28 protein-coding genes are annotated in these 22,411 nt (G+C 72.3%); 11 read left to right on the forward strand and 17 right to left on the reverse strand.

The window, feature by feature from the left end:
* Positions 1 to 58: 58 nt before the first annotated feature.
* The 6 genes from NRO40_RS26035 to NRO40_RS26060 form a co-directional block, all read right to left on the reverse strand.
* The gene (locus NRO40_RS26035; protein ID WP_058942168.1) at positions 59 to 826 is read right to left on the reverse strand and encodes a hypothetical protein; all 768 of its coding nucleotides are present in this window, start codon (positions 824 to 826) and stop codon (positions 59 to 61) included.
* 28 nt (positions 827 to 854) lie between these two features.
* Positions 855 to 1,505 (reverse strand): hypothetical protein, encoded by a 651-nt coding sequence (locus tag NRO40_RS26040; RefSeq protein WP_058942167.1) that lies wholly within the window; start codon positions 1,503 to 1,505, stop codon positions 855 to 857.
* The gene (locus NRO40_RS26045; RefSeq protein ID WP_058942166.1) at positions 1,502 to 2,377 is read right to left on the reverse strand and encodes a hypothetical protein; all 876 of its coding nucleotides are present in this window, start codon (positions 2,375 to 2,377) and stop codon (positions 1,502 to 1,504) included. The genes NRO40_RS26040 and NRO40_RS26045 overlap by 4 nt, the downstream gene beginning before the upstream one ends.
* A 90-nt stretch (positions 2,378 to 2,467) precedes the next feature.
* Positions 2,468 to 2,878 carry a hypothetical protein gene (locus NRO40_RS26050; RefSeq protein WP_058942165.1) on the reverse strand — a complete coding sequence of 137 codons (411 nt, stop codon included), beginning with the start codon at positions 2,876 to 2,878 and terminating at the stop codon, positions 2,468 to 2,470.
* Between the two features lie 109 nt (positions 2,879 to 2,987).
* Entirely contained in the window at positions 2,988 to 3,485 is a 498-nt protein-coding gene (locus tag NRO40_RS26055; RefSeq protein WP_198549334.1) for a hypothetical protein, read from the reverse strand.
* 34 nt (positions 3,486 to 3,519) lie between these two features.
* Complete coding sequence (locus tag NRO40_RS26060) at positions 3,520 to 4,749, reverse strand: MFS transporter (protein ID WP_058942164.1); 1,230 nt, start codon at positions 4,747 to 4,749, stop codon at positions 3,520 to 3,522.
* Positions 4,750 to 5,013: 264 nt separating this feature from the next.
* Here NRO40_RS26060 and NRO40_RS26065 point away from each other — a divergent pair, with 264 nt between their 5' ends.
* Positions 5,014 to 5,199 carry a hypothetical protein gene (locus NRO40_RS26065; RefSeq protein ID WP_157901832.1) on the forward strand — a complete coding sequence of 62 codons (186 nt, stop codon included), beginning with the start codon at positions 5,014 to 5,016 and terminating at the stop codon, positions 5,197 to 5,199.
* Between the two features lie 378 nt (positions 5,200 to 5,577).
* On the opposite strand, the gene NRO40_RS26070 is transcribed toward NRO40_RS26065, so the two are convergent.
* From NRO40_RS26070 to NRO40_RS26115, 10 genes are all read right to left on the reverse strand, one after another.
* Complete coding sequence (locus NRO40_RS26070; protein WP_058942162.1) at positions 5,578 to 6,675, reverse strand: hypothetical protein; 1,098 nt, start codon at positions 6,673 to 6,675, stop codon at positions 5,578 to 5,580.
* A 2-nt stretch (positions 6,676 to 6,677) separates the two neighbouring features.
* Entirely contained in the window at positions 6,678 to 7,409 is a 732-nt protein-coding gene (locus NRO40_RS26075) for a glycosyltransferase family 2 protein (protein ID WP_257375586.1), read from the reverse strand.
* A gap of 38 nt (positions 7,410 to 7,447) precedes the next feature.
* Complete coding sequence (locus NRO40_RS26080; RefSeq protein WP_058942160.1) at positions 7,448 to 8,035, reverse strand: hypothetical protein; 588 nt, start codon at positions 8,033 to 8,035, stop codon at positions 7,448 to 7,450.
* Between the two features lie 94 nt (positions 8,036 to 8,129).
* Positions 8,130 to 9,620 carry an ATP-binding protein gene (locus NRO40_RS26085; RefSeq protein WP_058942159.1) on the reverse strand — a complete coding sequence of 497 codons (1,491 nt, stop codon included), beginning with the start codon at positions 9,618 to 9,620 and terminating at the stop codon, positions 8,130 to 8,132.
* A gap of 22 nt (positions 9,621 to 9,642) precedes the next feature.
* Entirely contained in the window at positions 9,643 to 10,074 is a 432-nt protein-coding gene (locus NRO40_RS26090) for a DUF6238 family protein (protein WP_058942158.1), read from the reverse strand.
* Positions 10,075 to 10,116: 42 nt separating this feature from the next.
* A complete protein-coding gene (locus NRO40_RS26095; RefSeq protein ID WP_058942157.1) occupies positions 10,117 to 11,577 on the reverse strand; it encodes an SCO6880 family protein in 1,461 nt (486 codons plus the stop codon).
* 85 nt (positions 11,578 to 11,662) lie between these two features.
* Positions 11,663 to 13,003, reverse strand: coding sequence for an SCO6881 family protein (locus NRO40_RS26100; RefSeq protein ID WP_058942156.1), 1,341 nt, complete (start codon positions 13,001 to 13,003; stop codon positions 11,663 to 11,665).
* 32 nt (positions 13,004 to 13,035) lie between these two features.
* Positions 13,036 to 13,722, reverse strand: a complete 687-nt coding sequence (locus NRO40_RS26105; RefSeq protein WP_079047043.1) for a flagellar basal body-associated FliL family protein — start codon at positions 13,720 to 13,722, stop codon at positions 13,036 to 13,038.
* Positions 13,722 to 14,006, reverse strand: a complete 285-nt coding sequence (locus tag NRO40_RS26110) for a DUF6112 family protein (RefSeq protein WP_408057097.1) — start codon at positions 14,004 to 14,006, stop codon at positions 13,722 to 13,724. The genes NRO40_RS26105 and NRO40_RS26110 overlap by 1 nt, the downstream gene beginning before the upstream one ends.
* A gap of 179 nt (positions 14,007 to 14,185) precedes the next feature.
* Positions 14,186 to 15,292, reverse strand: a complete 1,107-nt coding sequence (locus NRO40_RS26115) for a C40 family peptidase (RefSeq protein ID WP_058942154.1) — start codon at positions 15,290 to 15,292, stop codon at positions 14,186 to 14,188.
* A 631-nt stretch (positions 15,293 to 15,923) separates the two neighbouring features.
* On the opposite strand from NRO40_RS26115, the gene NRO40_RS26120 reads away from it, so the two are divergent.
* The 6 genes from NRO40_RS26120 to NRO40_RS26145 all read left to right on the forward strand — a co-directional run bounded on the left by NRO40_RS26120 (position 15,924) and on the right by NRO40_RS26145 (position 19,798).
* Positions 15,924 to 16,679, forward strand: a complete 756-nt coding sequence (locus NRO40_RS26120) for a DNA-methyltransferase (RefSeq protein WP_058942153.1) — start codon at positions 15,924 to 15,926, stop codon at positions 16,677 to 16,679.
* Positions 16,680 to 16,818: 139 nt separating this feature from the next.
* A complete protein-coding gene (locus NRO40_RS26125) occupies positions 16,819 to 17,496 on the forward strand; it encodes a DUF4913 domain-containing protein (protein WP_058942152.1) in 678 nt (225 codons plus the stop codon).
* A complete protein-coding gene (locus NRO40_RS26130) occupies positions 17,493 to 17,996 on the forward strand; it encodes a type II toxin-antitoxin system RelE family toxin (RefSeq protein WP_058942151.1) in 504 nt (167 codons plus the stop codon). Before NRO40_RS26125 ends, NRO40_RS26130 begins: the two co-directional genes overlap by 4 nt.
* Entirely contained in the window at positions 17,993 to 18,646 is a 654-nt protein-coding gene (locus tag NRO40_RS26135; RefSeq protein ID WP_058942150.1) for a DUF3631 domain-containing protein, read from the forward strand. The genes NRO40_RS26130 and NRO40_RS26135 overlap by 4 nt, the downstream gene beginning before the upstream one ends.
* Before the next feature lie 11 nt (positions 18,647 to 18,657).
* Positions 18,658 to 19,338, forward strand: a complete 681-nt coding sequence (locus NRO40_RS26140) for a hypothetical protein (RefSeq protein WP_058942149.1) — start codon at positions 18,658 to 18,660, stop codon at positions 19,336 to 19,338.
* Between the two features lie 118 nt (positions 19,339 to 19,456).
* The gene (locus NRO40_RS26145) at positions 19,457 to 19,798 is read left to right on the forward strand and encodes an SH3 domain-containing protein (protein WP_058942148.1); all 342 of its coding nucleotides are present in this window, start codon (positions 19,457 to 19,459) and stop codon (positions 19,796 to 19,798) included.
* A 127-nt stretch (positions 19,799 to 19,925) separates the two neighbouring features.
* Here the strand turns inward: NRO40_RS26145 and NRO40_RS26150 are convergent, their stop codons facing one another.
* Positions 19,926 to 20,078, reverse strand: a complete 153-nt coding sequence (locus NRO40_RS26150; protein ID WP_157901831.1) for a hypothetical protein — start codon at positions 20,076 to 20,078, stop codon at positions 19,926 to 19,928.
* Positions 20,079 to 20,126: 48 nt separating this feature from the next.
* On the opposite strand from NRO40_RS26150, the gene NRO40_RS26155 reads away from it, so the two are divergent.
* From NRO40_RS26155 to NRO40_RS26170, 4 genes are all read left to right on the forward strand, one after another.
* A complete protein-coding gene (locus tag NRO40_RS26155; protein ID WP_157901830.1) occupies positions 20,127 to 20,630 on the forward strand; it encodes a hypothetical protein in 504 nt (167 codons plus the stop codon).
* A gap of 439 nt (positions 20,631 to 21,069) precedes the next feature.
* Positions 21,070 to 21,528, forward strand: a complete 459-nt coding sequence (locus tag NRO40_RS26160; RefSeq protein WP_257375519.1) for a hypothetical protein — start codon at positions 21,070 to 21,072, stop codon at positions 21,526 to 21,528.
* Positions 21,525 to 21,950 carry a hypothetical protein gene (locus tag NRO40_RS26165; protein ID WP_058942145.1) on the forward strand — a complete coding sequence of 142 codons (426 nt, stop codon included), beginning with the start codon at positions 21,525 to 21,527 and terminating at the stop codon, positions 21,948 to 21,950. Before NRO40_RS26160 ends, NRO40_RS26165 begins: the two co-directional genes overlap by 4 nt.
* A complete protein-coding gene (locus NRO40_RS26170) occupies positions 21,951 to 22,367 on the forward strand; it encodes a hypothetical protein (RefSeq protein WP_058942144.1) in 417 nt (138 codons plus the stop codon).
* Positions 22,368 to 22,411 lie beyond the last annotated feature (44 nt).

The following is a 22,411-nucleotide window of genomic DNA, read 5'->3' on the forward strand; positions in this document are numbered from 1 at the left end:
GGCGAGGCGCGGGCGGCGTCGAGCGGAGGGACGGACGAGCGGGTGCGCGGCGCCGGCGTCACCGGGTGCGGGTGACGGCCCGGGCGCCCGGCTGCGGCGCGGGCAGGGCGATGTCGGTCGAGGAGCGGTGTGCGGTCCGCAGGGCGGTGCCGATGCCGAGGCGGGCGAGGCGGGCACCGGCCGCCTGGACGGCGTGGCCCTGGGCGCGGGTGTCGTCGCCGGTCAGTACGTACGCGTTCGAGGCGGTCTCCCACACGAAGCCCTCGGCGAGCAGCACTTCGGCGGCGGGCCGGGTTGTCGTCGTGGCGGCCAGGGAGCCGTCGTCCCGCCAGGTCATCATGACCATCGTGTCGGGACGCGGAGCAGGCTGCGGCGGGTTCATGGCGGCGTGGCGGACCTGGGCGAGCGCGATGTCGTAGCGGGGCAGGAGATCGGCGTCGATGGCGTGGGCGGCGAGCTCAGGGTCGGCCGGCACAGCGATCCCCTCGGGCTCACGGACCCCCTCGAACGCCTCGGCGGCGACGTCTCGGGTGGGAGCGATGGCCGCGACGAGGAACTCGTCCTCATGTAGTGGACGGATCGTGACGTACAGCCGGGCGCCGTCCTGCCGGGTGAGGTGGGCATCCTCACCCAGGACGAACTCGGCAACGGCGCCGCTGACGAGGTTGAGGTCCCAGACGTCTTCGGCGTGATTGAACTGGTCGTCGTGGCACTGGTGCTGGTGGTACTCGACCGTCCAGGTGCCGGGCAGGGCGTCGGCGAGGACGGCGGCGAACGACTCCAGGTCGCGGTTGTCGTCGATGGGAAGGGATCGGGGGGTGGGCATGGGCTCCTCGATGAGGGTGCGGGGAAAGTCATCGGATCCGTCCGGAGGCGGTAGATGTTGGAGGGGACGGCGGCGCGGGTGGCGGAGTGTGAGGTCCGCGTCGGTCAGGGGGCGCGCTGCGGTCGGCGAGGTTGGTACGCACGCTCTGCAGCTGCGCTGCGAGGAGGCGGAGTTCGTGCTCGGCGAAGCTGCGCAGTTGGATGCCCCAGCGTGGATCGGTCGGTCCGCTGAGCCGGTCGTAGACATCCGCGAGCGCATGCAGGACATGACCGAGAGAGGCGATGATCCCGTCGTGCGTGGCGGCGAGTTCCGCCAGCTCGTAGGTGAGCTCGTCCACGGAGGTGGCCTCGCGGACCCGGCCGGCGAGGTTCTCGATCTCACGGCCCGTCGTCACGCAGCGGGCTTCGGTGCCGTCCCAGGCGAACTCTGCGTCGGCGAGAACCTGGTATCCGGCGGCCTGGAGGCGTGCCACGGCCACTCGGGCGACGGTCCGTTCATCCTCAGGAGAGACGGTGGGGGACAGCCGGTGCCATGTGACCCCGTGCCTCTCCTGCAAGAAGAAGCTGCGCTCCAGGATGCCGTGGGCCAGGCCGTCCCCGCCGCTCGCAGTGATCAGCCCGGTCGCCGGATCCCGCACGATGGTGACGCTCTGCCCGGGGCATGTGTCCGTCGCGCTCACCGCTTCACCGCTGCGGATTGGGCAGGGGCCCGCGGGGGCAGGCCCGCCGGGCTCGGGTCCGTTTCTGATGCGCGGGCGAGGCGGGCGGCGATCTCGCCCAGCTGCTCCTGCACACCGTGCAGTCGACGGGCCGCCCAGAACAGGTCCCGGCCGGCTGCCGCGGCCTCGTGCCCGGGAAGGGCGGCGGCTTGACGTCCGACCTGCTCGATCAGCTGCCGAACCGTCGCGATCGGCCCGGCCTGCTCGGCCGCGAGCTGGTTCAGGATGCCGGCGAGCGGGCTGGTCGCGGTCGGCACCGAGGGCGGCGCGAGAACAGCCTGTGGGGTGGCGACCTTATCCTCCGCGGAGGGATGCCGGGTGTGAAGGAGGAGGTCGCTCTCGAGCTGCCGCGCCTCAGTCTCCAGGACCAGGGCCAGGCGGCGGGGAGTGGCCGCCCAGTCGCCATCCACGCGGAGGAGGTTGCCGATCAGATCCATGCGGGTCGGCTCGTCCCGTACGGCGATCCAACGGCAGGCCCGGTCGTCGTTCGGCGGAGCGAGACCTGCCGTACGCGCCAGACGGTGCGCGATCTCCGACCACTCGGCGGGCGAGAGCTCCCGGTCGAGCGGGTGCAGTCTTACTGACAGATGGAGGATCGCGTGCCGGCGCGCGGCGAAGGGGCGCTCCCGCAGCGGGTCGGCCAGGTGCTGAGCCCACTCCGAAGTGGTCCAGGTCCGGCTCTCGTCGGTGTATCGGTCCAGCTGCTCCCAGTGGGCCACCACGCTGCCGCCGGGCTCGGTGGTGAGGCCCTCATCCTGGCTGAGGGGGCGGCCGAGCGCGTCGGCGAGGGCGTCGACGGCGTTGATGCCGCGCCGGTTGACGTGAATGATCATGCTCTCGCTCGCTGCCGGACCGAAGGTCCGGATGAAGAAGGGGGGAGGGAAAGGCGCCTGTTGTCGCCGTAGGTGAGCCGGCGGCCGGCGCTATCGCCCTGAGTCGGCGACGTGGACGAGCTGGTTGAGCGCGGTCAGGGAGTACCAGCGGCAGTCGACCGGCTCCTCGGCAGTTCCGACGCGCGGCACCAGGTACTCGCGCAGCGCCTGCTGGTGCACCAGGCACTCGGGACACCGAGTGGACAGGTGCACCATGTAGCGAGGATGGGCGGTGATGTAGGAGCGGTCGCCGCCGTCTGGATCGAGCAGCCGCCAGCCGTCCTCGTCGGTCGGCGTGTGCCACGACGGCGTGACGACCTTCATCGCGTCGCCCCACAGCTGCCCCTCTGCCGCGCCCTTCAGGATCACGACATGCTCGCCAGGCCGGAAGTGGGCGTGGGTGATCTCCCGCTCCGGAGTGATCGGATCGGGCGGCAGGTACACGGGGCGGGTCTCGGTCACGGACGGGTCCTTCCACAGAGGCGCAGGGTGTGGCGGTGGAAGACAAAGGGTCCGGACAATCCCCGGTTTCGGAAACCGGGACTTCGCCGCTATATTGCGCGCCGCGCGCCTACCGGAACGGGTTCTCCGTGGGCCGGTCACGGTCGCTCGCGGCGTCCAGGAGCTCGGGCAGATCGGCGCCCACGGCATCACGCTGGTCGACCCACCACCCGGCCCGGGTTACCAGCCGGATCTGCTCCTCCAGCTCCGCCCAGTCGGCTTCATCCCACGTTCCCTCGGTGACGAGTTCGGTGTAGGCGCGGGTCACGAGCTGATGCCGGCTGCGCGCGCCCCAGCCCAGGATCGACTCGGGGTTTTCCAGGGGCGGCATGTCGAACTGTGCCGCCCAGTGCGTGGCGGCGGCCTCCTCCTCGGCGCGCTTCTGCGCGAGCCACTCCTTTGTGCTGACGACGTCCTCCTGGTGGGCGGCACGCCAGCAGTCGGTGCACTGACGGGCCGCGAGCCATCGGGCGTAACCGGCCCGCTGGTCGGCCGAGCGGCTCGCCAGGTCATGGGTGATGGTGTGTCCACAGCTGTGGACGATCTCGAACGTGGTGGGGACAGCCATGAAGGTCTCCTTGTGTGAGAGGCGGTGGTGGTGGTCAGGCCGGCCGGGCGGCGTGTGCCGGGACACGGCGGTGCCGGCCCCGTCGTACGGGGGGCCCGGGCACGTGGATCCGGCGGCGCGCGGGGAGGAGTACGGCGAGGGTGAACAGCGCGCCTGCGGCGGGGAGCCCGGCGCCGAGCTGCGTGTGGGCGGCGAGCGGGCCGGCGAGGGCGGTGCCCGCGGCCTGGCCGATGCCGATGGCGGCGATCAGCCAGGCGTACGCCTCGGTGACGGTTCCGTCCGGGGCGTGGGCGTCCACAGTCAGGAACGAGCTGGTGACCAGGGCGGTCAGGAACAAGCCCGGCAACGCTGAGACGCCGATGGCCGCGAGGGCACCGGGGTGGGCGAGCAGCGACAGCCAGCCGGCGGCGAATGCTCCCGAGGAGATCAGGAGTTGGACGGTGATGCTGCCGGGCCAGGCCCGACGTCCGTAAAGGGCGCCGCCGATGAGGCTGCCCACGGACAGTGCGGCGGGAACGAGCCCGGACAGGGCAGCGGTCTGGGTGCGCTCGGCGAGCGAGACCGCCCACACGGTGTGGGCGCCGAGGGCGACACCGGTCCCCGTCAGGGCGATGAAGAGGGCGGCCAACCCCGGCGAGCGCAGCGGCCCGAGGAAGCCGGACGGCGCGGTCGCGACCGGACGCCAGCGCCGGGAAGGAGCGGAGGTGAGGACGACCGCGGCTCCGGCCAAGCCGAGGACGGCTGTCGCGGACAAGGCGGTACTCGGGCCGGTGACCGCGGTGAGGGCGGCGACCAGCGGTGGGCCCGCGATGAAGATCAGCCCCTGTGATCCGGTGTCGAGGGCGAGCGCGGCTCTGCGCTGTGCCGGATCGGTTAGCACGCTCGGCCACAGCGCCCGGAGGTTCGCCTCCATCGGCGGTGTCGCTGCACCGGCGAGGAGGACCGCCCCGGCGAACAGCACCTTCTGGTCAGCTGCGTCGAGGTGGGGCAGGGTGAGCAACGCGATACTGGTGCAGAGGGTCGCGGCACAGGTCACGGCCGTCTGTCCATGGCGGTCCACGAGGCGTCCGAGGGCTGGCTGCCCGAGCGCGGAGGCCAGCCCGTACGCGGCGCACAGGAGGGCTGCCGTCGACAGCGCCCCGCCTTGGTCGGCGACCAGGAGCAGGAGCGCGACAGGCGCCATGCCGGTGGGCAGGCGCGCGATCATCGTGCCCGCCAGAAGCCGCGCGACATACGGCCTGCGCAGTACGTGCGCGGGCTCCATCTCGTCGGGGGCGGAAGTCAGTGTGTACTCCGGGACGTGGTTCAGCGGCGGCGGGGTGGGGCGGCTCGAAGGGCCGGCGCACGGGCGCGGGGGCTGTGGGCAGAGGTCGGCCGCAGGCTGTCGTCGAGCACGACGGGGTACCGGGCGGCGCCGAGCATCTCGGCGGCCCACCGACCGCGTTCGTTCTCCCAGGACCTGCCCATGTCGAAGGGAAGCCGGACCCACAGCCCGCGCAGCGTCGGTTCGGTCAGGAACCCTGCCCGCTTGAGCAGCGCGACGGCGAGCTCGTCCAGCGGGCCGGCGACGTCGACCTCGCCGCTGGCCGCGGCGCGCGATCTCGATCGTGTCGTCGGCCACGGTCATCGCCTCCGGCCGGCCGCGGCCATGGGCGGGGCGCCAGCGCCGGGCGACTGCGCGGTGATCGAGGGTGCGATGCTGGCGTGGTGCTGAGTGGAACGGCCCGCTGCCGCCTGGGCGATGCGGGTCCGGCGTTCGGCCAGGCCGTTCCTCCGCGCAGGAGTGGGCGGTGGAGCGGACTGCGCCGGGTCGAGGCTGATGTCGGCTTGAACGGTGAACCCGTGCCGGCGGAGGTCGTGGACGGCCTGTCGGCCGCGTCGTCGGGCGTCCTGGTCCGGGCTGGTGAGCCGGTACAGGCCCGTTCTGCCGGGTACCGGTTCGAACTGCTCTCGAGTCAGGTACCAGTGGGCTAGTTGCGGCGTGATCGCGGTCGTCGGGCGGGCGACGACACCGTGCTCGGAGTGAAGGCCGAAGTGGAAGTGCGGGGGCATGTGCGTCCTCAAGTGCGAGGGGGCGAGAGGCGTCGGACGGTCACCGGGGCCGAAGGGGCATCCGTTCCGGAGCGGCGAGGGAGCGCGGAGCAGGAGCGAGTGCCGGGAGCACGCCGGAAACCGGTGCCGATGGCCGGGCGGTCCGGGCATGTTTCAGGAGGGTGGGTCCGTCAGCGAGCCACTGGTCGACCTCGTCGGCCGAGGCCGGCGTGAGCGGCCGGGGAGGGACGAACACCGAAGGGCGCGGATTGCCGCTCGTGCCGGCCGGGTTGAGCAGACTGCGCAGCCGGTCCAGGACTACGGAGTCCTCGGGGTTCGAGACGGGGGCTCGGCGGGCCCGGTCGAGGAGGTGCGCGGCGTGGGGGCGCAGCCGCCGGAAGATGGTGGTGGCCCCCTCGAGGTTCTGGCTGGTGACGTCTCCCCCGCCTTGGGAGCGGTGGATCTCGTGGAGTCGGGCGTGGCCGGCCTCGACCGCGGCCAGCAGGCGTTCGTGCAGGGCCCGCTCGTACGCGGGGAGGAACTCCGTCGCCACCTGGGAGGTCGCCAGACGGGCGAACGCGGGCAGTGTGACGGACTTGGGTGCGTAGGGGTTCTGGTAGTTGTCGTCGAAGGTGCTGGTCGCGCAGGCCCCGAGCAGGTACGCGCGGGCGCTGCCGGGGTGCTCGATCAGGAGCAGTTCCGTTCCGGCACCGTCGCTGAGGACGGCTCCGTACGGGATCCGGCGGTGCTCCATCGCCTCGGTCAGCTCACCGCTGTCCCACAGCAGGGGCATCCAGTCCTCCTGCCACACGGGATGGGCGTAGACCTCGACCTTCGCCCTCCAGGTTCCCGGGAGGTGGGTGACCAGCTCGTGCGCGTAGTCCCCGAGGTAGGGGCGTGGACTCGCGGTCAGGACGACGCGGTGTTGTCGTGCGGCGCGGGCGAGGGCGGGCATCACCTGAGGCATCGCCTTCAGCTCGCGCAGCACGTGGACGCCGTTGTTGTGCCGCTCGAAACCGTTGGTGACGAGCAGGGCCGTGTCCGCCCACCTGTACTGCTCGCCGACCGGGATGGCGACCAGGCCGACGGACGCACTGGTGGAGAGGATGATCTCGGCGTCGGGGCGCCGCTGCTCTTGCTCTCGCGTACGGTCGGCCATGGTCACGCGGCCCGGGCCGCGACGAAGGTGTTGCGCAGGGCGTGTCCGAAGGCGTGGGCGTGGCGCCGGGCGGCGAGCTCCAGCTCGTCGTACCGCGCGCCCTGCGTCATCTGCCCGTCGTGCTTGCGGTACTTGTAGACGGGCAGGGGCAGCAGGACGCCGGGGGCCAGGGCGGTGACGCCGACGGCCGCCATGTAGTCCTCGCCCTGGACGAGGCCGCCCATGCCGCCTGCCGCGCGCATCAGACGGGTGCGGGCCAGGATGGTGGTGGGCCCGATCGGGATGGTGTCCTGCGGGCGTGGCCAGTAGGTGACGACATCGCCGGCGTCGTGAAAGCCGGGCGGCGTCGGGCACTCCCACAGGCGGGTGGTGCCGTCCGGCAGGAGGTCCTCGCTGTACCCGGCGACCCACCCGAGCCGGTCGGTGAATGCGTCGAGCCGTACGCCCAGGCTCCAGTCGGGGAGGACGTCGTCATCGTCTGCCCAGTTCACGAACTCCGTCCGCACTTCACTCAAGCCGAGGTTGCGGGCGCAGGCGGCACCGACCGGGCGGGGCAGAGCCAGGGTCCGGACCCGCCGGTCAGCGGCGATCGTGGGAGGCAGCCGGTCGGGGTCGGCGCCGTCGAGGACGAGAACCGCTTCCCACGGCACGGTCTGGCGCGCGAGGCTCGCGTGCATCTCCTGCAGGTAGGGCAGTCGGTCGGGGCGAAGCTGGGTGGCGATGACGACGGTGATCTGTGGGGTGGACAGGGAATCTCCTGTGGTCGGGGTGGTCAGCGGGTGGGCCGCCGGGCGGGTGACGCGGGGGCCGGGCCGGGCGGCTTGACGAGCGTCAGTCCTGTGCGCGGGGCCTGGACGGGAGCGGGCTTGTCCGGGGCCCACAGCAGCGGCGCGCTGTGGATCCGGGCGAGCGGCGAGGTGCTCCAGCTGACGAGCGGACCGCGGTCGTACCAGGGCAGGGCGATGACCTCGATGCCTTGGTCGTGCAGGATGTAGCCCCATTCCAGGTCGCCGCCGGTGCTGCGTTCCGTGATCGGGATGGGCTCGGCGGGCTCCCCGCTCGGAGTGAAGACATCGGTGAGGGGCATGCTCGGGAAGCGCTCCGCGTGGGGGTCGAGCTGCTTCAGTACATGGTCTGGCGCACCTTCGAGAAGGTCGACCCCGAGGCCCTGCCAGTCGTGCGGGGCGTCGAGCAGATGCCGGCGCAGGGCATCGAGATCACCGGCGAACCGGTAGCGCAGAGCCCCGAGCAGGAGCGGCAACTGGTGGTCCGGGTAACCGTCGAAGAGGCAATAGACCCCTCGGAATCGGCTGCCCGTCGCAGGGTCGGTGGGGCGGGCGACGAAGCTCGGTGTACCCATGGGGCTCCTGACTGTCTCGGTGATCGCGGCTCTGTTGTCGCGTGTGGCGGCCCGATGTGGGGCGTACTGCGGAAGCCAGCAGCCCGTGGACGCTTCAGTGCATGCGGGCGTCGGTGTCGAACAGCTGCAGTTCGGCCGGGTGGAGTTGGTGCTGGACGACGAACGAGCGTCCGGCGACTTTCCACAGGCCGCGCCCGCGGGTGAGGTGGGACAGAGCCCCGGTCTCGACGGAGGTCAGGCCGAGCAGGCCAGCGGCTGCTGCGAGCTGGTCGGTCTCCTGGCGGTAGATCACGCGGGTGCTGCAGTCAGCGAGGAGGCCCTCGGCCAGCGCGCGGCTCTGGCTGCCGGCATCGCCGGCGGAGAGCAGGTCGGACAGGCGGTGGATGACCATCAGGTTGGCGATGCCCAGGCCGCGCGAGAGCTTCCACTGGGCCTGCATGCGCATGAGGAGGGCCGGGTGGCGCATCAGGCGCCACGCCTCGTCGTAGACCACCCACCGCCGGCCGCCGTGGGGGTCGGTGAGAGCGGCTTCCATCCATGCCGACGCGCAGGTCATGGCCAGGACGAGTGCGGCGTCGTCAGTGCCGCCCAGGCGCGAGAGGTCGATGGACAGCATCGGCCGGTATGGGTCGAAGACCGTGGTGGAAGGAGCGTCGAACATGCCGGCCAGGTCGCCGAAGACCAGGCGCCGCATGGCGTGGGCGAGGTCGCGGGCGGCATCCCCGAGGCGTCCGGACAGCAGGCCGCCGGCCAGTTCGAGGCCGGGCCCGTCGGCGAGCGCGTGGGCGACGTCGCCGAGAAGCGGCGGGCGGCCGGAGTCGGTCGCCCGGGTTACCGCGGCGTCGAGTGCGACGTCGAGGACGGTGTGCTCCATGGGCAGCAGGTCGCGGCCGAGGACGGTGCGGGCCAGGGAGCCGAGGAGCAGCAGTCGGCGCTTGCGGACTTCTCCCTCCCACTCCGCCTCCGGCACCGACGCCGGCCTCGGTGCCGCGTCCAGCGGGTTGAGCCGGCCGGGCAGGCCCGGGCCCAGGGCGATGGAGGCGCCGCCCAGTGCCTGGGCGACGGCCGTCCACTCGCCTTTCGGGTCGCACGGCACGTACACCCGATAGCCGAAGGCGACGGAGCGCAGTGCCAGGCTCTTGGCGAGCGCCGACTTGCCCTGTCCGATCACCCCGGCGAGCAGCACGTTGGGGTTGGTGAACCCTTCGACGCGGCCGTACAGGGAGAAGGGGTCGAAGGTGAAGCTGCCCTCGGCGTGGAGGTCGCGGCCGATGTAGATGCCGTCGGCCCCGAGGCCGCCTTCGGCGAGGAAGGGGTAGGCGGCGCTCGCGACGGCGGTGGTCATGCGGTGGGCCGGAAGCTTGAGGCGGCTGCCGCGGGCGGAGGCGGGCCCGGGCCGCCCGGCGGGCGGGTAGACGGCCTCGGGGAAGGGGGCTTCGACCGGCTGCTGGTCGGTGGTGGCGCCAGCGGCGCTTCGGGCGCGGGCTTCGGCGCGGGCGGTCTGCTTGCGCAGGGCGCGGCGCTGGGCGCGGTCGATGCCGTGCGGGGTGAACAGGGGGGTCGCGCTGGCGCGGCGGTGGGACACGGTTCGCTTCCGGTCGGTGAGGTCAGGACGCGAGGTCGGCGGCGGTGGTCTTGCGCCGTACGGCGTGGACGGCGGCGAGGTGGCGCTGGCAGATGGTCAGGACCGGTGGTCCTGCGGGGAGCCGCTCGGGGCGGCACTCGCCGTCGTCGGCGGGCAGCAGGTGGAATGCGGCGTGGACGGAGTCGGCGGCCTGCCACAGGCGGGTGTGCGCGGTGGCCAGTTGCCGTCCGGCGGCGGGCCGTTCGGGGCGGGTGTGCTCGGCGAGCTGGTCGACCAGGCGGTGCAGGGCGGTGAGGTGGGCGTGGAGGGTGTCGAGGTGGGGCCGGTCGGCTGGCCTGGCGGCCTCGTCCGGCGCCTGGGTGCGGGTGTGGTGGCGCAGGCCGGCGGTGGCTGCCCGCAGGAACGGGTGCGCGTCGCCGGTGGTCGGGCCACCGGGGCGGTCGTCGGGGGACATCGTCTTCTCACTGGGAGGGGAGCCGCGAGGGCGGGGTACCGGTCAGAGGGTGTGGCGGGCGAGCGGAAGAGCGCTGGCGGTGAAGGCGTCGGCCTGCTGGAACTTGAGGCGTCGGAGGTCGACTTGGGCGCTGGCGGCGGCGGTCTCGATCTGGGCGCAGGCGGCGTCGAGGGCCTGGTCGGTGTCGGCGGAGACCGTGAGCAATCCGGTGAGGGCGACATCGGCGTGGCCGGAGATGAGCTGCTTCTCGCGGATCTTGACGTCGGCGTACTCGACGCTGTCGGCCTCGGAGTCGACCTGGCCCCGGCGCTGGCGCTCTGAGGCGTCCGCGATGATCGCGGCCTTGCGGCGCTGCACGTCGCGCAGGGCGGACTCGATGCCCTGGGGTGCGTATATAAGGGAGAAGACGCGGCGGACGCCCGTGCTGAACATCAGCCCGTGCAGGAAGCCGGCGTTCGTCTCGGTGCGGGGCCAGTTCTCGATCCAGTACGTGGCGTGCCGGGCGCTGTCGGTGATCAGCCGGTCTGGCTCCTCGACCTGGGCGACCGGCCCGGTGGCACCCGGGTCGGCCTCGGCCCGGCCGGTGGAGGACCACTGCTGCAGGCGGGCGGTGGCGGCCGGGTCGTAGGCGGTGCGCAGCACAGCGGCGATCTCGCGGGCGCCGAGCCACCCGGTGACGGTGAGGCCAGCGGTGCGGGCAGCCTGGGCGATGGCCGCGGTGGTCTGCTCCATGACGGTGAAGGCCCCGCCGAGGCCCCCGCCGGCCTGGCTGATCAGGCGCTTGGCGGCCTTCAGGTCCAACGCGATGGCCAGGTACGCCTCGTGCGGGGCGGCGGCCGGGCCTGCGGAGTCGACGAGTGCGGAGTAGATCTGCCCGGCGACGGGAGCCTCGGGGTTGCCGTGCTCGGCCCAGTGGCGGGCGAGGCTGTCGCCGGAGTCGGGCACCGTGCGCTCCAGCACCTGGACGGTGGCGACGTGCCCGGTGCGGGCGATGCCGGCGAGGGCCCGGCCCCATGCGGCGACGTTGGAGTTCTGGGTGGCCGGGTCGAGCAGCGCGAAGGCGCGGGAGCTGACGCGGGCGACGGCGGTCAGGGTCTGGCCGTGGGGGTCGTGGACGGCGGCGGCGCCGGAGTCGGCGGTGGCGACTCGCAGCGAGGCGGTCGCGCCGGGCAGGTGCAGGAGCCCTTCGACCTTCGGTCGGGAAACGGGGCGGGCCCGCCACAGGGTCTGTCCTGTGCGGCGGCGGTGCGTGTAGCGGGCGACGAGCGGGGCCCAGTCGATCAGGGACCGGCCTTCGCGCCGCACACCGACCAGGACTGCGGTGGCGATCCAGAGGGGCGTCAGGGTGATGGCACCAACCAGACCCGCGGCCACGACGGTGACCAGGAGCAGCGCGAGCGCCGAGGAGACGAGGACGAGCTGGGGGAGGGTCAGGCCGAGCAGAATGCCCCGCCGGGACCTGGTGGGGAACTTGACGGTGAGCGGGAGGACTTCGGAGGACACGATCGCTTCCGGGACGGGTCGGGCCCGGGGCAGGGCGCACCGCGCGGGGCGGCGGGCCCTGCCTGGGGCGGGCGCGGGCGGGGGACTACAGGCCGGCCGGAGAGCCGGGCTGTGCGGCACCGTCGCTCGTGGACGGCGAGCCGTGGGCCGGAGGCATCGGGTCGGACGGGACACCGTGGTCCCAGCCGGTCTGCTGCCCGGCACCAGCGGTGTCCGTGCTGCCTCCGCTCCAGCTCGGCACGCCGCCGTCCTGGCCGTTGGCAGGGGAAGCGTTCTGGGACTGCGGGGGCCCGGCCTGCTGCAGCAGATCCTGCAGACCACCGCCGGAGGAGTCGTCCGAGCCGCCCTTGTCCATGCTCATCCCGCCTGTCGGGTTGGCGGCGATGTCGCCGGGGAATCCTCCACCGCCGGCGGCCTGGGCCCCACCAGTCGCTCCGGCGCCGGCTGCCGCAGCGCCGCCGGTTCCGGCGGTCGCGGCTGCTGCTGCGGCCTTGCGTCCGGCGTTCTCGGCGTGCTGGCGGGCCATCGACGCTCCGGCGCCACCGGCGCGGTGGATCGCCTCGCCGTCGGTTCCCTCGGACGCCCAGTGCACGAACTTGAAGACCATGTAGGGGCAGAGGAGGACGAGCAGCATGATCACCATGCCTGCCGCGACGTCCGCGAGGGCGGCCACTCCGTCCTTGCTGTCGGCGTTGCCGAGCGCGGAGATGCCGAGCACGAAGATGATCGTCATCAGCAGCTTGGAGACGACGAGGGTGGCGGTGGCCTCGATCCAGCCACGGCGCCAGCGTCGGGCGACCTCCCACCCGCCGCCTGCTCCCGCGAAGACCGCGAGCGTGACCAGGATGAGGATGCCCACCTTGCGGACCATCATCACGCACCAGAACAGGAACGCTCCGACCGCGCTCGCGAGGGCCGCGACGACGGCGACCAGCCAGCCCAGTCCGGCGACGGCACCGATCTGGGAGACCTTGACGATTCTGCGGACCGCGGAGGAGATGTCGGTGCCGGCCGCGGCGAACAGCCCGTCGGACAGGGCGTCGACGACCTCGATGGCCACGGTGGTGAAGGTGATCGCGCAGAACGCGAACAGCACGCCCGAGGCGGTGCCGGTCAGAGCCTGGACGAGGGCTTGGCCGTCTCGTTTGATGGCGGCTCTGACGAGCTGGGCGCAGAAGGTGGCGACGAGCACGACGAGGCCGATGGGGAGGATGGTCTCGTAGTTGTCGCGGAACCAGGCCGCACCGAGGTCGATGCTGGTGGTGCGGTCGATGGCCTTGGCGGCGAGGTCGGCCGCCGCGGCGGCGACGTCGCCGGCGCTCTGGACCATCCAGTCCCCGATCGCGCCGACGGGATCGGAAGCGAAGTCGATCGCGTCGCCTACGTCGCAGATGGAACCGGCGAGGGGCAGGTCACAGAAGCCCACGTCGGGCGTCCTTTCGGGAGGTAGGGGAGGGGCTACGGGGCGACGCGCGGGGCGATGGCAACCAGGCGGCAGTCCGTGCCGGGCCGGCACTGGACGGCGAGCGTGATCTGCCGGTCCTCAGCCCCGGACCCGCCGCCCGTCCAGGCGAGCTGCGTCTTGCCGCGGACTGTGACGGCGTAGATGTACGCCTGTGTGATCGCGGCCGGGTCGTCGGTGAGGGCTTGCTTGAACGCTGAGGGGAAGTGCGCCTCGGAGACGGTGGCGGTGGCGTGCTGGCCGTTGTCCTTCAGTCGCGACCACAGCACCGGGTCGGGGACCTGGGACTGGACGGAGTCCCAGTCCGCGTACGCGGACTCCGGCGTCATCCAGGCGCGCATGCCGGCGAGCTGCTCGGCGTGGCTGGTGGTGCGGGCGTCGAAGGTCCACAGCATCACCGCACTGGCCCGGGCGAAGGCGAGCGGGTCGGAGATCGGCGACGGCCCCGGCACGGCCGGCGTGCGGTCACCCGCGGCCGATCGGGTGGGAGAAGCGCCGGTGGGCGAGTCCGAGACGGACGGGGCCGGCTTCGGCGGCGTGTCACCGGCGTGCTTGCCGTTGCCCGTCCACCAGGCGACCGCTCCGGCCAGAACGAGCAGGACGGCCAGAGCACCGATCACGACGAGCAGGCGGCGGGAAGGCCGCCAGCCGATGCCGATCGCATCGAGGGAACGTTTCCGCATCAGCGGACCTGAGAACCGAGGGCGGAGAAGAACGCCACGATCCCGTTGGCGGCGCCCAGCCCGAGGGCGGCGCCGGCGCTGACGATCGCGCCCTTCTTCCCGTTGGCCTCGGCCTGGTGGCCACCGCTGTGGTGGCCCCAGGCCCACACACCGAGGCTGACGGCGAGTGCGCCGACCACGGCCACGATGCCGAACAGATTGATGCTGTTCACGACGGTGCGCAGGACTTCGAGGCCCGGCAGACCGCCGCCCTTCGGTGAGACTCCGGGGTCGAAGGCGAGCAGGAGATGGTCGTACGGAAGTGCGGTGAGGGAGACGGGGGAGATGGTGGTGCGCTCCTTGTGCGGGCACGGCTCGGTGGCCCGTGCCGGGAACGGGAAGGAAGGAGAGAGAGGTGGTGCTCTGGGGCGCGAGGGCGGCCCGGTCCGCCCGGCGCCTCATGGGCTCGCCGGGCGGAGCGGTGTCACAGGACCCGGCGCGCGCTGTGGGCGGCGTAGTCGGCGAGCGCCGTGAACCGGACCGGCTTGCCGGTGCGCGGAGCCTCGATGACGAGGCCGTGGCCGGCATACAGGCCGACATGCTCGGGCCGGGCCGGTGTACCTCGGCTGAACACCAGATCTCCAGGGCGAAGTTGGCCCAGTGCGACGGCGCGGCCCTCGCCGATCTGTGTGTACGTGGTACGGGTCAGGGTGACGCCTGCGGCCTTGTACGCCTGCTGGGTCAGCGAGCTGCAGTCGCAGCGGCCCATCGGGTCCGGCCCGTGGGGTGCGCGGCAGGTGCCGCCCCACTGGTACAGGGTGCCGAGCTGGTGCATCGCCCAGGTGAGGGCCCTCTTTGCGCGGGGGTCGGCGTCACCGGGGATCGCATAGCCCTTGGGGACGGCGCCTTCGGGGATCGGGCCGATCGCGTTGCCGTCGTCGAGCGGGGAGCAGGAGTCGGCCGGCCGATCGGGCCCGTCGCCCGCGGGGCGGCCGGGCGTCTTGAGGGTGGGGACGATGGCCTTCTGCAGGGCCCGGGCGAGCGTCTCCCATTGCGCGTAGGCATCGGGGAAGCCGGAGAGCTGGACCGCCTGCGCGGCCTGGGTGATCGTCATCTGCTGCCAGCCGGCGACCTTCAGCAGGCCCTTGTAGAACTTCGTGCTGGCGTACACGGGGTCTCGGATCTGTGCGGGGGAGCCCCAGCCCTGGCTGGGCCGTTGCTGGAACAGGCCGAGTGAGTCACGGTCGCCGTAGGCGAGGTTGCGCAGGCGGGATTCCTGGATCGCGGTGGCCAGCGCGACGACTTGGCCGCGTTCGGGGACGCCGAGGGTGATGCCGGTGGCGACGATGGTGCGGGCGTGGGGGATCTGCTCGTCGGGCAGTTCGAGGCCCGCGATGTGCAGGTCCTTGGCGCCGGAGCCGCCGAGTACGGCGGCGACCTGCTGCTGGACAGCGGCGGTGTCGACCGGGGCGGCGTCGCACGAGGCCGTGGTGGTGGCCGAGGAGTCGCCGGCCGCGGCGACGACGGCCGTGCCGGCAAGGAGTAGTGGGGACAGGCAGAGCACGCCGATCGTGGCGGCGATGCCCTTCACTCGCGGGCGGCCTCCGGCCGGCGGGCAGCGGAGCGGTCACCTGGGATGGGAGCGGGACGGGTCACGGTGAGTCCTCGGGGGTGGGCCTCCGGCCGCACGGTGTGCGGGAGGAAGGGCCGTACGGCCGGAGGGGTGGATCCGGGCGGGCCCGGGCTGGGCGCGTGTTGCCTCACGCACCCAGTTGGGCGAGGGGAGTTACGGGCGGAACATCAGCGGGACCTCCTGGTGTGGCTGGAGCGGCGACGGTGCGGAGAGCGGCTGGGCGTCAGGGGCGGTACATGGAGGTGCCTCCGGTCTGCGGCGATCGGGAGAGGACACGTGGCGGCGCGGAGCACGTGCGGGGTCACGGTCGGAACACAGGGGCCTCCTGGGCAGGAGAGGGAAGGGGGGAGAGTGGCGCCATCAGCGGTATCCGCCGGGCAGTGACAAGACAGTAAGCCCGAATCCCCGGTCACCGAAATCGCCGCCGGAACTGCTGAGAATTCCGGGCGGCTTCGGCGGCGATGCTTCCCAACCGGGGATCGTGCCCTACAGTTTTGGCCTCCCCGCGCGCTCACCGTCCTTCCCTTGTGAGCCATGGCGCGGTCTGGAGCCCTTCCTCCCGTATCCCTCTCCCGAATGGGGCCCCCTTTTGTCGTTTTCCCTTCACCAGGGCGACGCCCTGAGCGTCCTGACGACCCTGCCCGACGGCTGTGCCGACTCCGTCATCACCGACCCGCCGTACAACTCGGGCGGCCGGACCGCGAAGGAGCGCACTAGCCGCTCAGCCCGGCAGAAGTACGTCTCGGCAGACGCCCAGCACGCGCTGCCGGACTTCACCGGCGAAAACATGGACCAGCGCTCGTACACCCTCTGGCTGACGCAGCTCATGACCGAGGCTCACCGCGCCACGAAGACCGGTGGCACGGCGCTGCTGTTCACCGACTGGCGCCAGCTCCCGGCGACCACGGACGCTCTCCAGGCCGCCGGCTGGCTGTGGCTCGGCGTCTTGACCTGGCACAAGCCGCAGGCTCGCCCGCAGAAGGGCAAGTTCCGGCAGGACTGTGAGTTCATCGTCTGGGGAGCGAAGGGCAGGATCGACGCCGCCGCCAACCCGGTCTACCTGCCCGGCCTCTACAGCGCCTCGCAGCCCTCGGGCAAGGAGCGCCGGCACATCACCCAGAAGCCGGTCTCCGTGATGCGCGAGCTGGTCAAGATCTGCCCGCCGGGAGGAACGGTCCTGGACTTCTGTGCCGGATCCGGCTCCACCGGAGTGGCCGCGCTACTCGAAGGACGGCAGTTCATCGGCATCGAGAAGACCAAGGAATACGCCGCGGTCGCCGCCGATCGGCTGACTGACACCGTCCAGCAGACCACGTCACAGGAGGACTTCGCCCTCACTGCCTGAGCCAGGCCGGTCCGCCGGCCACTGTTCCTTCGATGGCGGGCGCAATATAGCGGCGGATTCCCGGTTTCCGAAACCGGGGATTCTCCGGACCATCGGGGTTGCTGAGTTACCGGCTCTCGCTGCAAGGAGACCCCTTTTCGTGTCCGAATCCCCCCAGACCCGCGTCGGCGGGGAAATGGAACCGGTCCGTCTTCCCGACGCCGACCTCGAATCCATCGAGGCGTCCGTGCGGAAACTTCTGGACCGGTCTGCCGAACAGGCCCGCATGATCGACAGCCTGGCCGCCGCGCCTTCAGCCGATCCGCGGAGTGCGGGCATGCCGTACGCCGGGATTCCCGGCATACCGGCCTTCATCCCACCGGCCCCGCCGCCCGAGCCCAAGCCCATCCTGGAACTGGAGGGCGAGGAGTTCGAGGACGAGCTGGCCGCCCTGACCGACTGGGTCGACGACCACCTCATGGACGTCTACGGCGCCGAGATCACCACCGCCGCGCCCTGGTGCCCGCAGTGGCAGGAGCACCTCGACGTCGTGGCCTGGCTGCACGCCCTGTGGATGGCCTACCAGCAGCACAAGGACCCCGAGGCCGGGCCCAGCGGGATGTTCGTCTGGCACCGCGACTTCCTCACCCACGCCATGGCCCACGTCCGCGGGGCCGGCGGGCCGCTCAGCGCCTGCCAGACCGACCCCGACCGGCCCGAGCACCGCCTCCTGCGCGCCCCCGGTCCCTCCGCGCGGTCGATCGCCCGCGAGGCCGAGGCACAGCAGGAGGGCGACGCCTCCGCCTCCCCGCAGGACGACATCGGGCTCGCGCCGTGACGCCGCCGCCGGCGTACGGGCTGTCGTTCAACCCTCAGGCGCTGACCGACCTGCGGGCACTCCCACGAGACATCCGCGACCGGGCCCTGGGCCTCATCGAGGACGTCGTCCGGGCCCGCGTCACCGGTGGCTCGCTCACCGGCGAGCTGCGCGAATACCGGAAGCTCTACCTGGGCGAGAGGTCCGAGTGGCGGATCGTCTACCGCCTCCAAAACGCCCCGCCCGGTTCCCATCACCACCACGAGGCGCACGTGGTCGCCATCCGACCCCGAGCTCGGCAGGACATCTACGACACCGTCCGCGCCCGCGTGCACCGCCCACGCCCCGCGGTCGGCCCCCGCGCCCATGCGGCTCGCACCCTCCCGCCCCAGATGCAGGGCCGTAAGCCACCGTCCGCCAGGCCCGACGCCTCCACGGCAATGACGCCCGCGGCCTGGCGGCCTGCGGACCTGTTCACCTCGCCTAAGCCCGACACCGACCCGAAGGGGAACCGACGTTGACCGCCCCCCGGCGCACCAGCGGCCTGCCTGACCTCATCGGGCGCCTGCTGACCGATGCCCTCTATCCCGTCCCCGCGCCGCACCCGCACCACCAGACGCTGCTGCAGGTGAAGGACCGACAGGCCGAGCTCGACAAGGAACTGCGCGCCGTACTGGCCGGCCCCGAGCCGAGGAGCCACGCCGAGGCGGAAGCCGAGCTGGACGACATCGTGAACCTGCTCATCGACAGGCTCGACGTCGCTCGTGACCTGGGCCTCCTGCTCGGCGACGACACCTGCTGCACCGGCATGGCGTCTGACGAGAAGGAACCGGTCCACATCTCCGAAGGTTTGGCCGCGACCGGGGACGGAGCCCGCCGTGCTCTGCGCGTCAACGCCCCCTGCGTCGTCTGCGCCTGCCTGTCCGTCTTCGACGACTACGGCTGCCCGGACGCCCTGGCCTCGGCCGACCTCGTCGCCGCCCTGCGCACCATGAACGGCACCGCCGAAGGCCGCTGGCGCTACGCCGAACTCACCCAGGCCCGCCTCGCCACCCTGCTGCGCGCCTACGAGGTAGCCAGCCGCGACATCACCCTTCCCGACGGCCGCCGCCGAAAGTCCTACCGGCGCACCGCCCTCCTGGCCGCTCTCCCTGACGACTGCGCCTGCTGACGGGCGGCCCGATGACCGCGTCGACCTCCTCGGCGGCGCCGACCGCCCTGGACGGGGAGATCGAGCAAGCCGTCGGAGACCTCGCTGCCCTTCACCACGATCACCAGGCCGGACTGCTCACCCCCGAGCGCGCGGCGCTGGCCGCAGCCCACCGCGACCTCGGGCTCGCAGAGACAGCCGTCGCATACCACCTGAACGTGCTGATGAAGCTCTCCGCCGGCACCCACCCCGTTGATGCCGCCCTGCTCGACCGGATGCGCCGGGCACTGACCAACCTCGCTCACGCAGCCGCCGAACGCGACGAGAACCAGGACCGCGCCGCCAGCGCGCTCGGCGCGGTCCGCGCGGCTTCCCCCGTTGCCGTCCCGGCACACACCGAGCTGACCCCGCACGATCTTGCCGCTCTGCTCTCACTGGCCTCGGGCGGCACCGTGCGGGAGCACCTGCACACCCACCGTCTGTCCGTACGGACCACCCATGGACGGATCGTGGATTACGCCGCCTACCAGCGCCTCGAACACCAGGGCCTGGTCGCCCGCGACACTTCCCGCAGCCTGATCGCGGGGCAGCCCGTCACCCTCACCCACACCGGCCGCACCGCGCTCCTCGGCTCCCGCCGTCCGGCGGCTTCCCAGGCCCCCGCGCCAACCCGCCCGGTCGGTGCCTGGCCGGCCCCGGCCCGCAGCCGCTGACCACCCTTCCCACTGGCTCCGGCCCGAACAGGTCATCCGGGGCTTTGCCCCCGGCGGCACCGTTGCCACTGCAGCGCACCCTCCCTTCCCTGTGTCCTCCCACCCTCAGGAGATCCCCATGCGTTTCGCCCGCACCGCCCTGTGCGCTGTCGCTCTCGCCAGCGTCGCCATCCCCGCCACCACCACCGTCGCCGCCGCAGCTACCGCCGCACCGGCGTCCCTCCCGCTCGTGCGGGACTGCGACCGACCCGGGCCGTGGACCATCGGCACCAGCGCCGTCAATATCCGCAAGAGCCCCACGACCCGCTCCTCCGTCGTCGGCGTCCTCTACCGCAGCCACCGGTTCACCGTGCACTCCTCTCGCGGGGGCTGGCACTACATCACGGACCGTACGACGGGCGTGAAGGGCTGGGTCTCCGGCAGCTACGTCTACCGGGACGTGTACATGTGCCTCGACTGACATCCAGGTCCGTGTCGCTGCCCCGGAGCGCGGTGCCCCTCTCGCCGACCTCTCCGCGCGAGAGAGGCCGGCGTCTCCGAAGCTGTCCGCGATCTGCCCAGCCCCGACCACTCCTCGCGAAAGCGCCTCAGCCCTGCTCTATCAGTGCCCCGACTATGGGATAGACGGCTTCGAGCCGGCCGACGACAGCCACCGGGATCTCCTCTACGGCGTCGACGCGCCAGAACTCAAGGTCCTGGCCGAACACCACACGCCGGCCAACAGCTACTTCATCCTTCATGACCAGGCCGCCACATGGGGCGTCCCAGGCTCACCCCAGCTTCGAGCCGTGCACCTCTCGCGAGACCTGGACGCTCGTACCTTTGAAGTGGCCACGCAGGAGTTTCCGCTGTTCGCCATGGCAGAGTCGTGGCTCCTCGCCCGGCGCTGTCCACCTGATGCCATCGAACCTCCCGACGTGCACGTGGCCGCCGACGCCCTCACCCACGCCCTGGAGAACCGGGTTCGTCGCGACGCCGTCCGCTTCACCATGCTCGACAGCTACACGGACGACGGCGCATCGCCGCAGGTCGTAGTGATGCTTCGCTCGCCCGGCCCGGAAGCCGAAGCTCCTTTCCGGATTCTGTGGGAGAGCTACGACGTGGCCTCCGGCGCCCACACCCTTCGCGAAGGCGGCTTCACCACGTACGACGAGGCACGCGCCTGGTGGAACGCCTGGCAGCAAGGCGATCCGCCCCCGCTGCGCCCTCCCGCGCCTGCCCCTCGTCGAGGAACCAGCGCGACAGCGCCGGTTCGGCCGGCATCAACGGGCCTTCAGGGCAGGAGCCGGTAAGGCCCGTGGCCAGGCCCGAGTTGACGCAGGAGGCGTCCGCGGCGGGCGGAAGAGGGGGCAATATATCGGGCGATCCCCGGTTTCGGAAACCGGGGATCCTCCGGACCCTTGCCTCTGTCGCCGCCACGCCCGTGGAGGCGGTACTTCCTGTTCTGCCTGGTCTGGAGTCCTTCGCCGTGTGCCACTCGCCCACCGCCATCACCGCCACCGCCCTCGTCGGTGATCCCGCGGCAACCCCTCCCCGCGCGGATCCGGCGCCCGCGGGCTGTTCGGCGCCGTGGATCGTGTCGCCCCTCGCCGTCGCCATCCACGCCGCGCCGGGCAGCGACTGGCAGCCCGTCACGCGTGCACCGCGCATCCCCGGCTGAACCGCCGCCGGGCAACTCCGCCGCGAGCGCCTGCGCCCGGCAGCCGCCGTGCCTTGCACCGTCTTCTTCCCATGGAGCACCATTCCGTGTCCGAGACCCCCGACTTCCTCGACGGCGAGATTGTGGCCGTGCTCGCCGAGCAGATCGAGACGCACTTCGCCATGACGCTGCCCGAGCTCGCCCGGGCCGTGAAGGCCGCACCTCACGCCCACGCCGGCGCTACCAACGTCGTCCATGCCTACGGCCTGCTCACCCAGGCCCAGTCCGCGGTGGAGAAGACCGAGGACGCGCTCCTCGCTGCGCTCGAGACCGCCGTGGGCGAGATTCTCGACGACCCGGTCATGGGCTTGGCCCAGCAGGTGAACGAGGCCGTCGAAGTGCGCGATGCCCGCGCGGAGCGACTGCGGTTCCTCCTCGACGTGCCGGCCGGGAAGCCGGAGATGCGGACACGCCCGGTGCCTCGCCTGACCACCACACTCCCGGCTGCGGTCCCGGCCCAGCCCGCCCGGATCTCGGGGGTCGCACGATGACCACCACCCGGAAGCCCAGCAGCCAGGACGAGGCCCTGGAGAACATCTTCGGCGCCCCGCTGGCCGACCTGTACGAGCGGGCCGTGCGCCCGGGCGCCTCGCCCGCGCTCGTCCGGGCCCTGGAGTTGAGGTCCTTCCTCGCCCTGGCCGAGGAGCAGGTCGTCCGGGTCCGCGACCGCGTTCACGCGAGCATGGCGCCGGACGGCGATCTGGATCAGTTGTCGGCCGAGGTCCTGCAGTCCGATGTGCACTGGTTGGAGGCCGCGCTGGACGGCCGGCGCGGCTATCGCCGTGCGCTGGACTCACTGCTGTCCGCCATGCCGCCGCCGACGGCCCGACCGGCACCCGCGCTGGCCACCAGCCTTCCTCCTGCTCCACCGGCCACGTCCGTGGAGGCGGGGGTGCTGGCCCGGGGCCGCTGAGTGCCCGATCCGTACGCCGCCTCCCGGACCGCCGGGGGGCGAATCGAGGCCCTCTACGGCCGCCCGATCGCCGAACTCGCCGCCGGTGCCCAGCCAGGCAGCATGCGCTACGCCCTCCTCAACAGCTTCGACGCCCTCCAGTACGCCGACCGCGGCGTCGTCTTCCACACCGAGCAGCTGCACCGCCTGACCGCGCCCGAGCGCACCATCGAGGCCGTGGACGTCGGCCACATCATCGACGCCGCCCGTCGCCTCGCCCACGCCGTCACCACCCGCGACTCCCACGCTCAGGTTCTCGGTGACGTCCTGCAGAGCCTGCACCGCGTCCCCGGCGGCGCGCCCGACCTCCCGAAGGTCCGCAAACCCACCGCGGCCCTGCCGGCGGCGCCCGCGCCGGTCTCCGCCCGCTCGCGGTAACCCGCCTCCTCTTCTCCCTCGTACCTCCGCCCCGTCTGGAGTTC

Source organism: Streptomyces changanensis, from assembly GCF_024600715.1.
Classification (GTDB): Bacteria; Actinomycetota; Actinomycetes; order Streptomycetales; family Streptomycetaceae; genus Streptomyces; species Streptomyces changanensis.

Excerpts from the sequence above, each read along its gene's own strand:
- NRO40_RS26150 (WP_157901831.1), bottom strand. The coding sequence starts at position 20,078 with ATGAAGGATGAAGTAGCTGTTGGCCGGCGTGTGGTGTTCGGCCAGGAC.
- NRO40_RS26090 (WP_058942158.1), bottom strand. The coding sequence starts at position 10,074 with ATGTCCCCCGACGACCGCCCCGGTGGCCCGACCACCGGCGACGCGCAC.
- NRO40_RS26055 (WP_198549334.1), bottom strand. The coding sequence starts at position 3,485 with ATGGCTGTCCCCACCACGTTCGAGATCGTCCACAGCTGTGGACACACC.
- NRO40_RS26105 (WP_079047043.1), bottom strand. The coding sequence starts at position 13,722 with ATGCGGAAACGTTCCCTCGATGCGATCGGCATCGGCTGGCGGCCTTCC.
- NRO40_RS26145 (WP_058942148.1), top strand. The coding sequence starts at position 19,457 with ATGCGTTTCGCCCGCACCGCCCTGTGCGCTGTCGCTCTCGCCAGCGTC.
- NRO40_RS26035 (WP_058942168.1), bottom strand. The coding sequence starts at position 826 with ATGCCCACCCCCCGATCCCTTCCCATCGACGACAACCGCGACCTGGAG.
- NRO40_RS26160 (WP_257375519.1), top strand. The coding sequence starts at position 21,070 with ATGGAGCACCATTCCGTGTCCGAGACCCCCGACTTCCTCGACGGCGAG.
- NRO40_RS26140 (WP_058942149.1), top strand. The coding sequence starts at position 18,658 with ATGACCGCGTCGACCTCCTCGGCGGCGCCGACCGCCCTGGACGGGGAG.
- NRO40_RS26045 (WP_058942166.1), bottom strand. The coding sequence starts at position 2,377 with ATGATCATTCACGTCAACCGGCGCGGCATCAACGCCGTCGACGCCCTC.
- NRO40_RS26060 (WP_058942164.1), bottom strand. The coding sequence starts at position 4,749 with ATGGAGCCCGCGCACGTACTGCGCAGGCCGTATGTCGCGCGGCTTCTG.
- NRO40_RS26070 (WP_058942162.1), bottom strand. The coding sequence starts at position 6,675 with ATGGCCGACCGTACGCGAGAGCAAGAGCAGCGGCGCCCCGACGCCGAG.
- NRO40_RS26080 (WP_058942160.1), bottom strand. The coding sequence starts at position 8,035 with ATGGGTACACCGAGCTTCGTCGCCCGCCCCACCGACCCTGCGACGGGC.
- NRO40_RS26165 (WP_058942145.1), top strand. The coding sequence starts at position 21,525 with ATGACCACCACCCGGAAGCCCAGCAGCCAGGACGAGGCCCTGGAGAAC.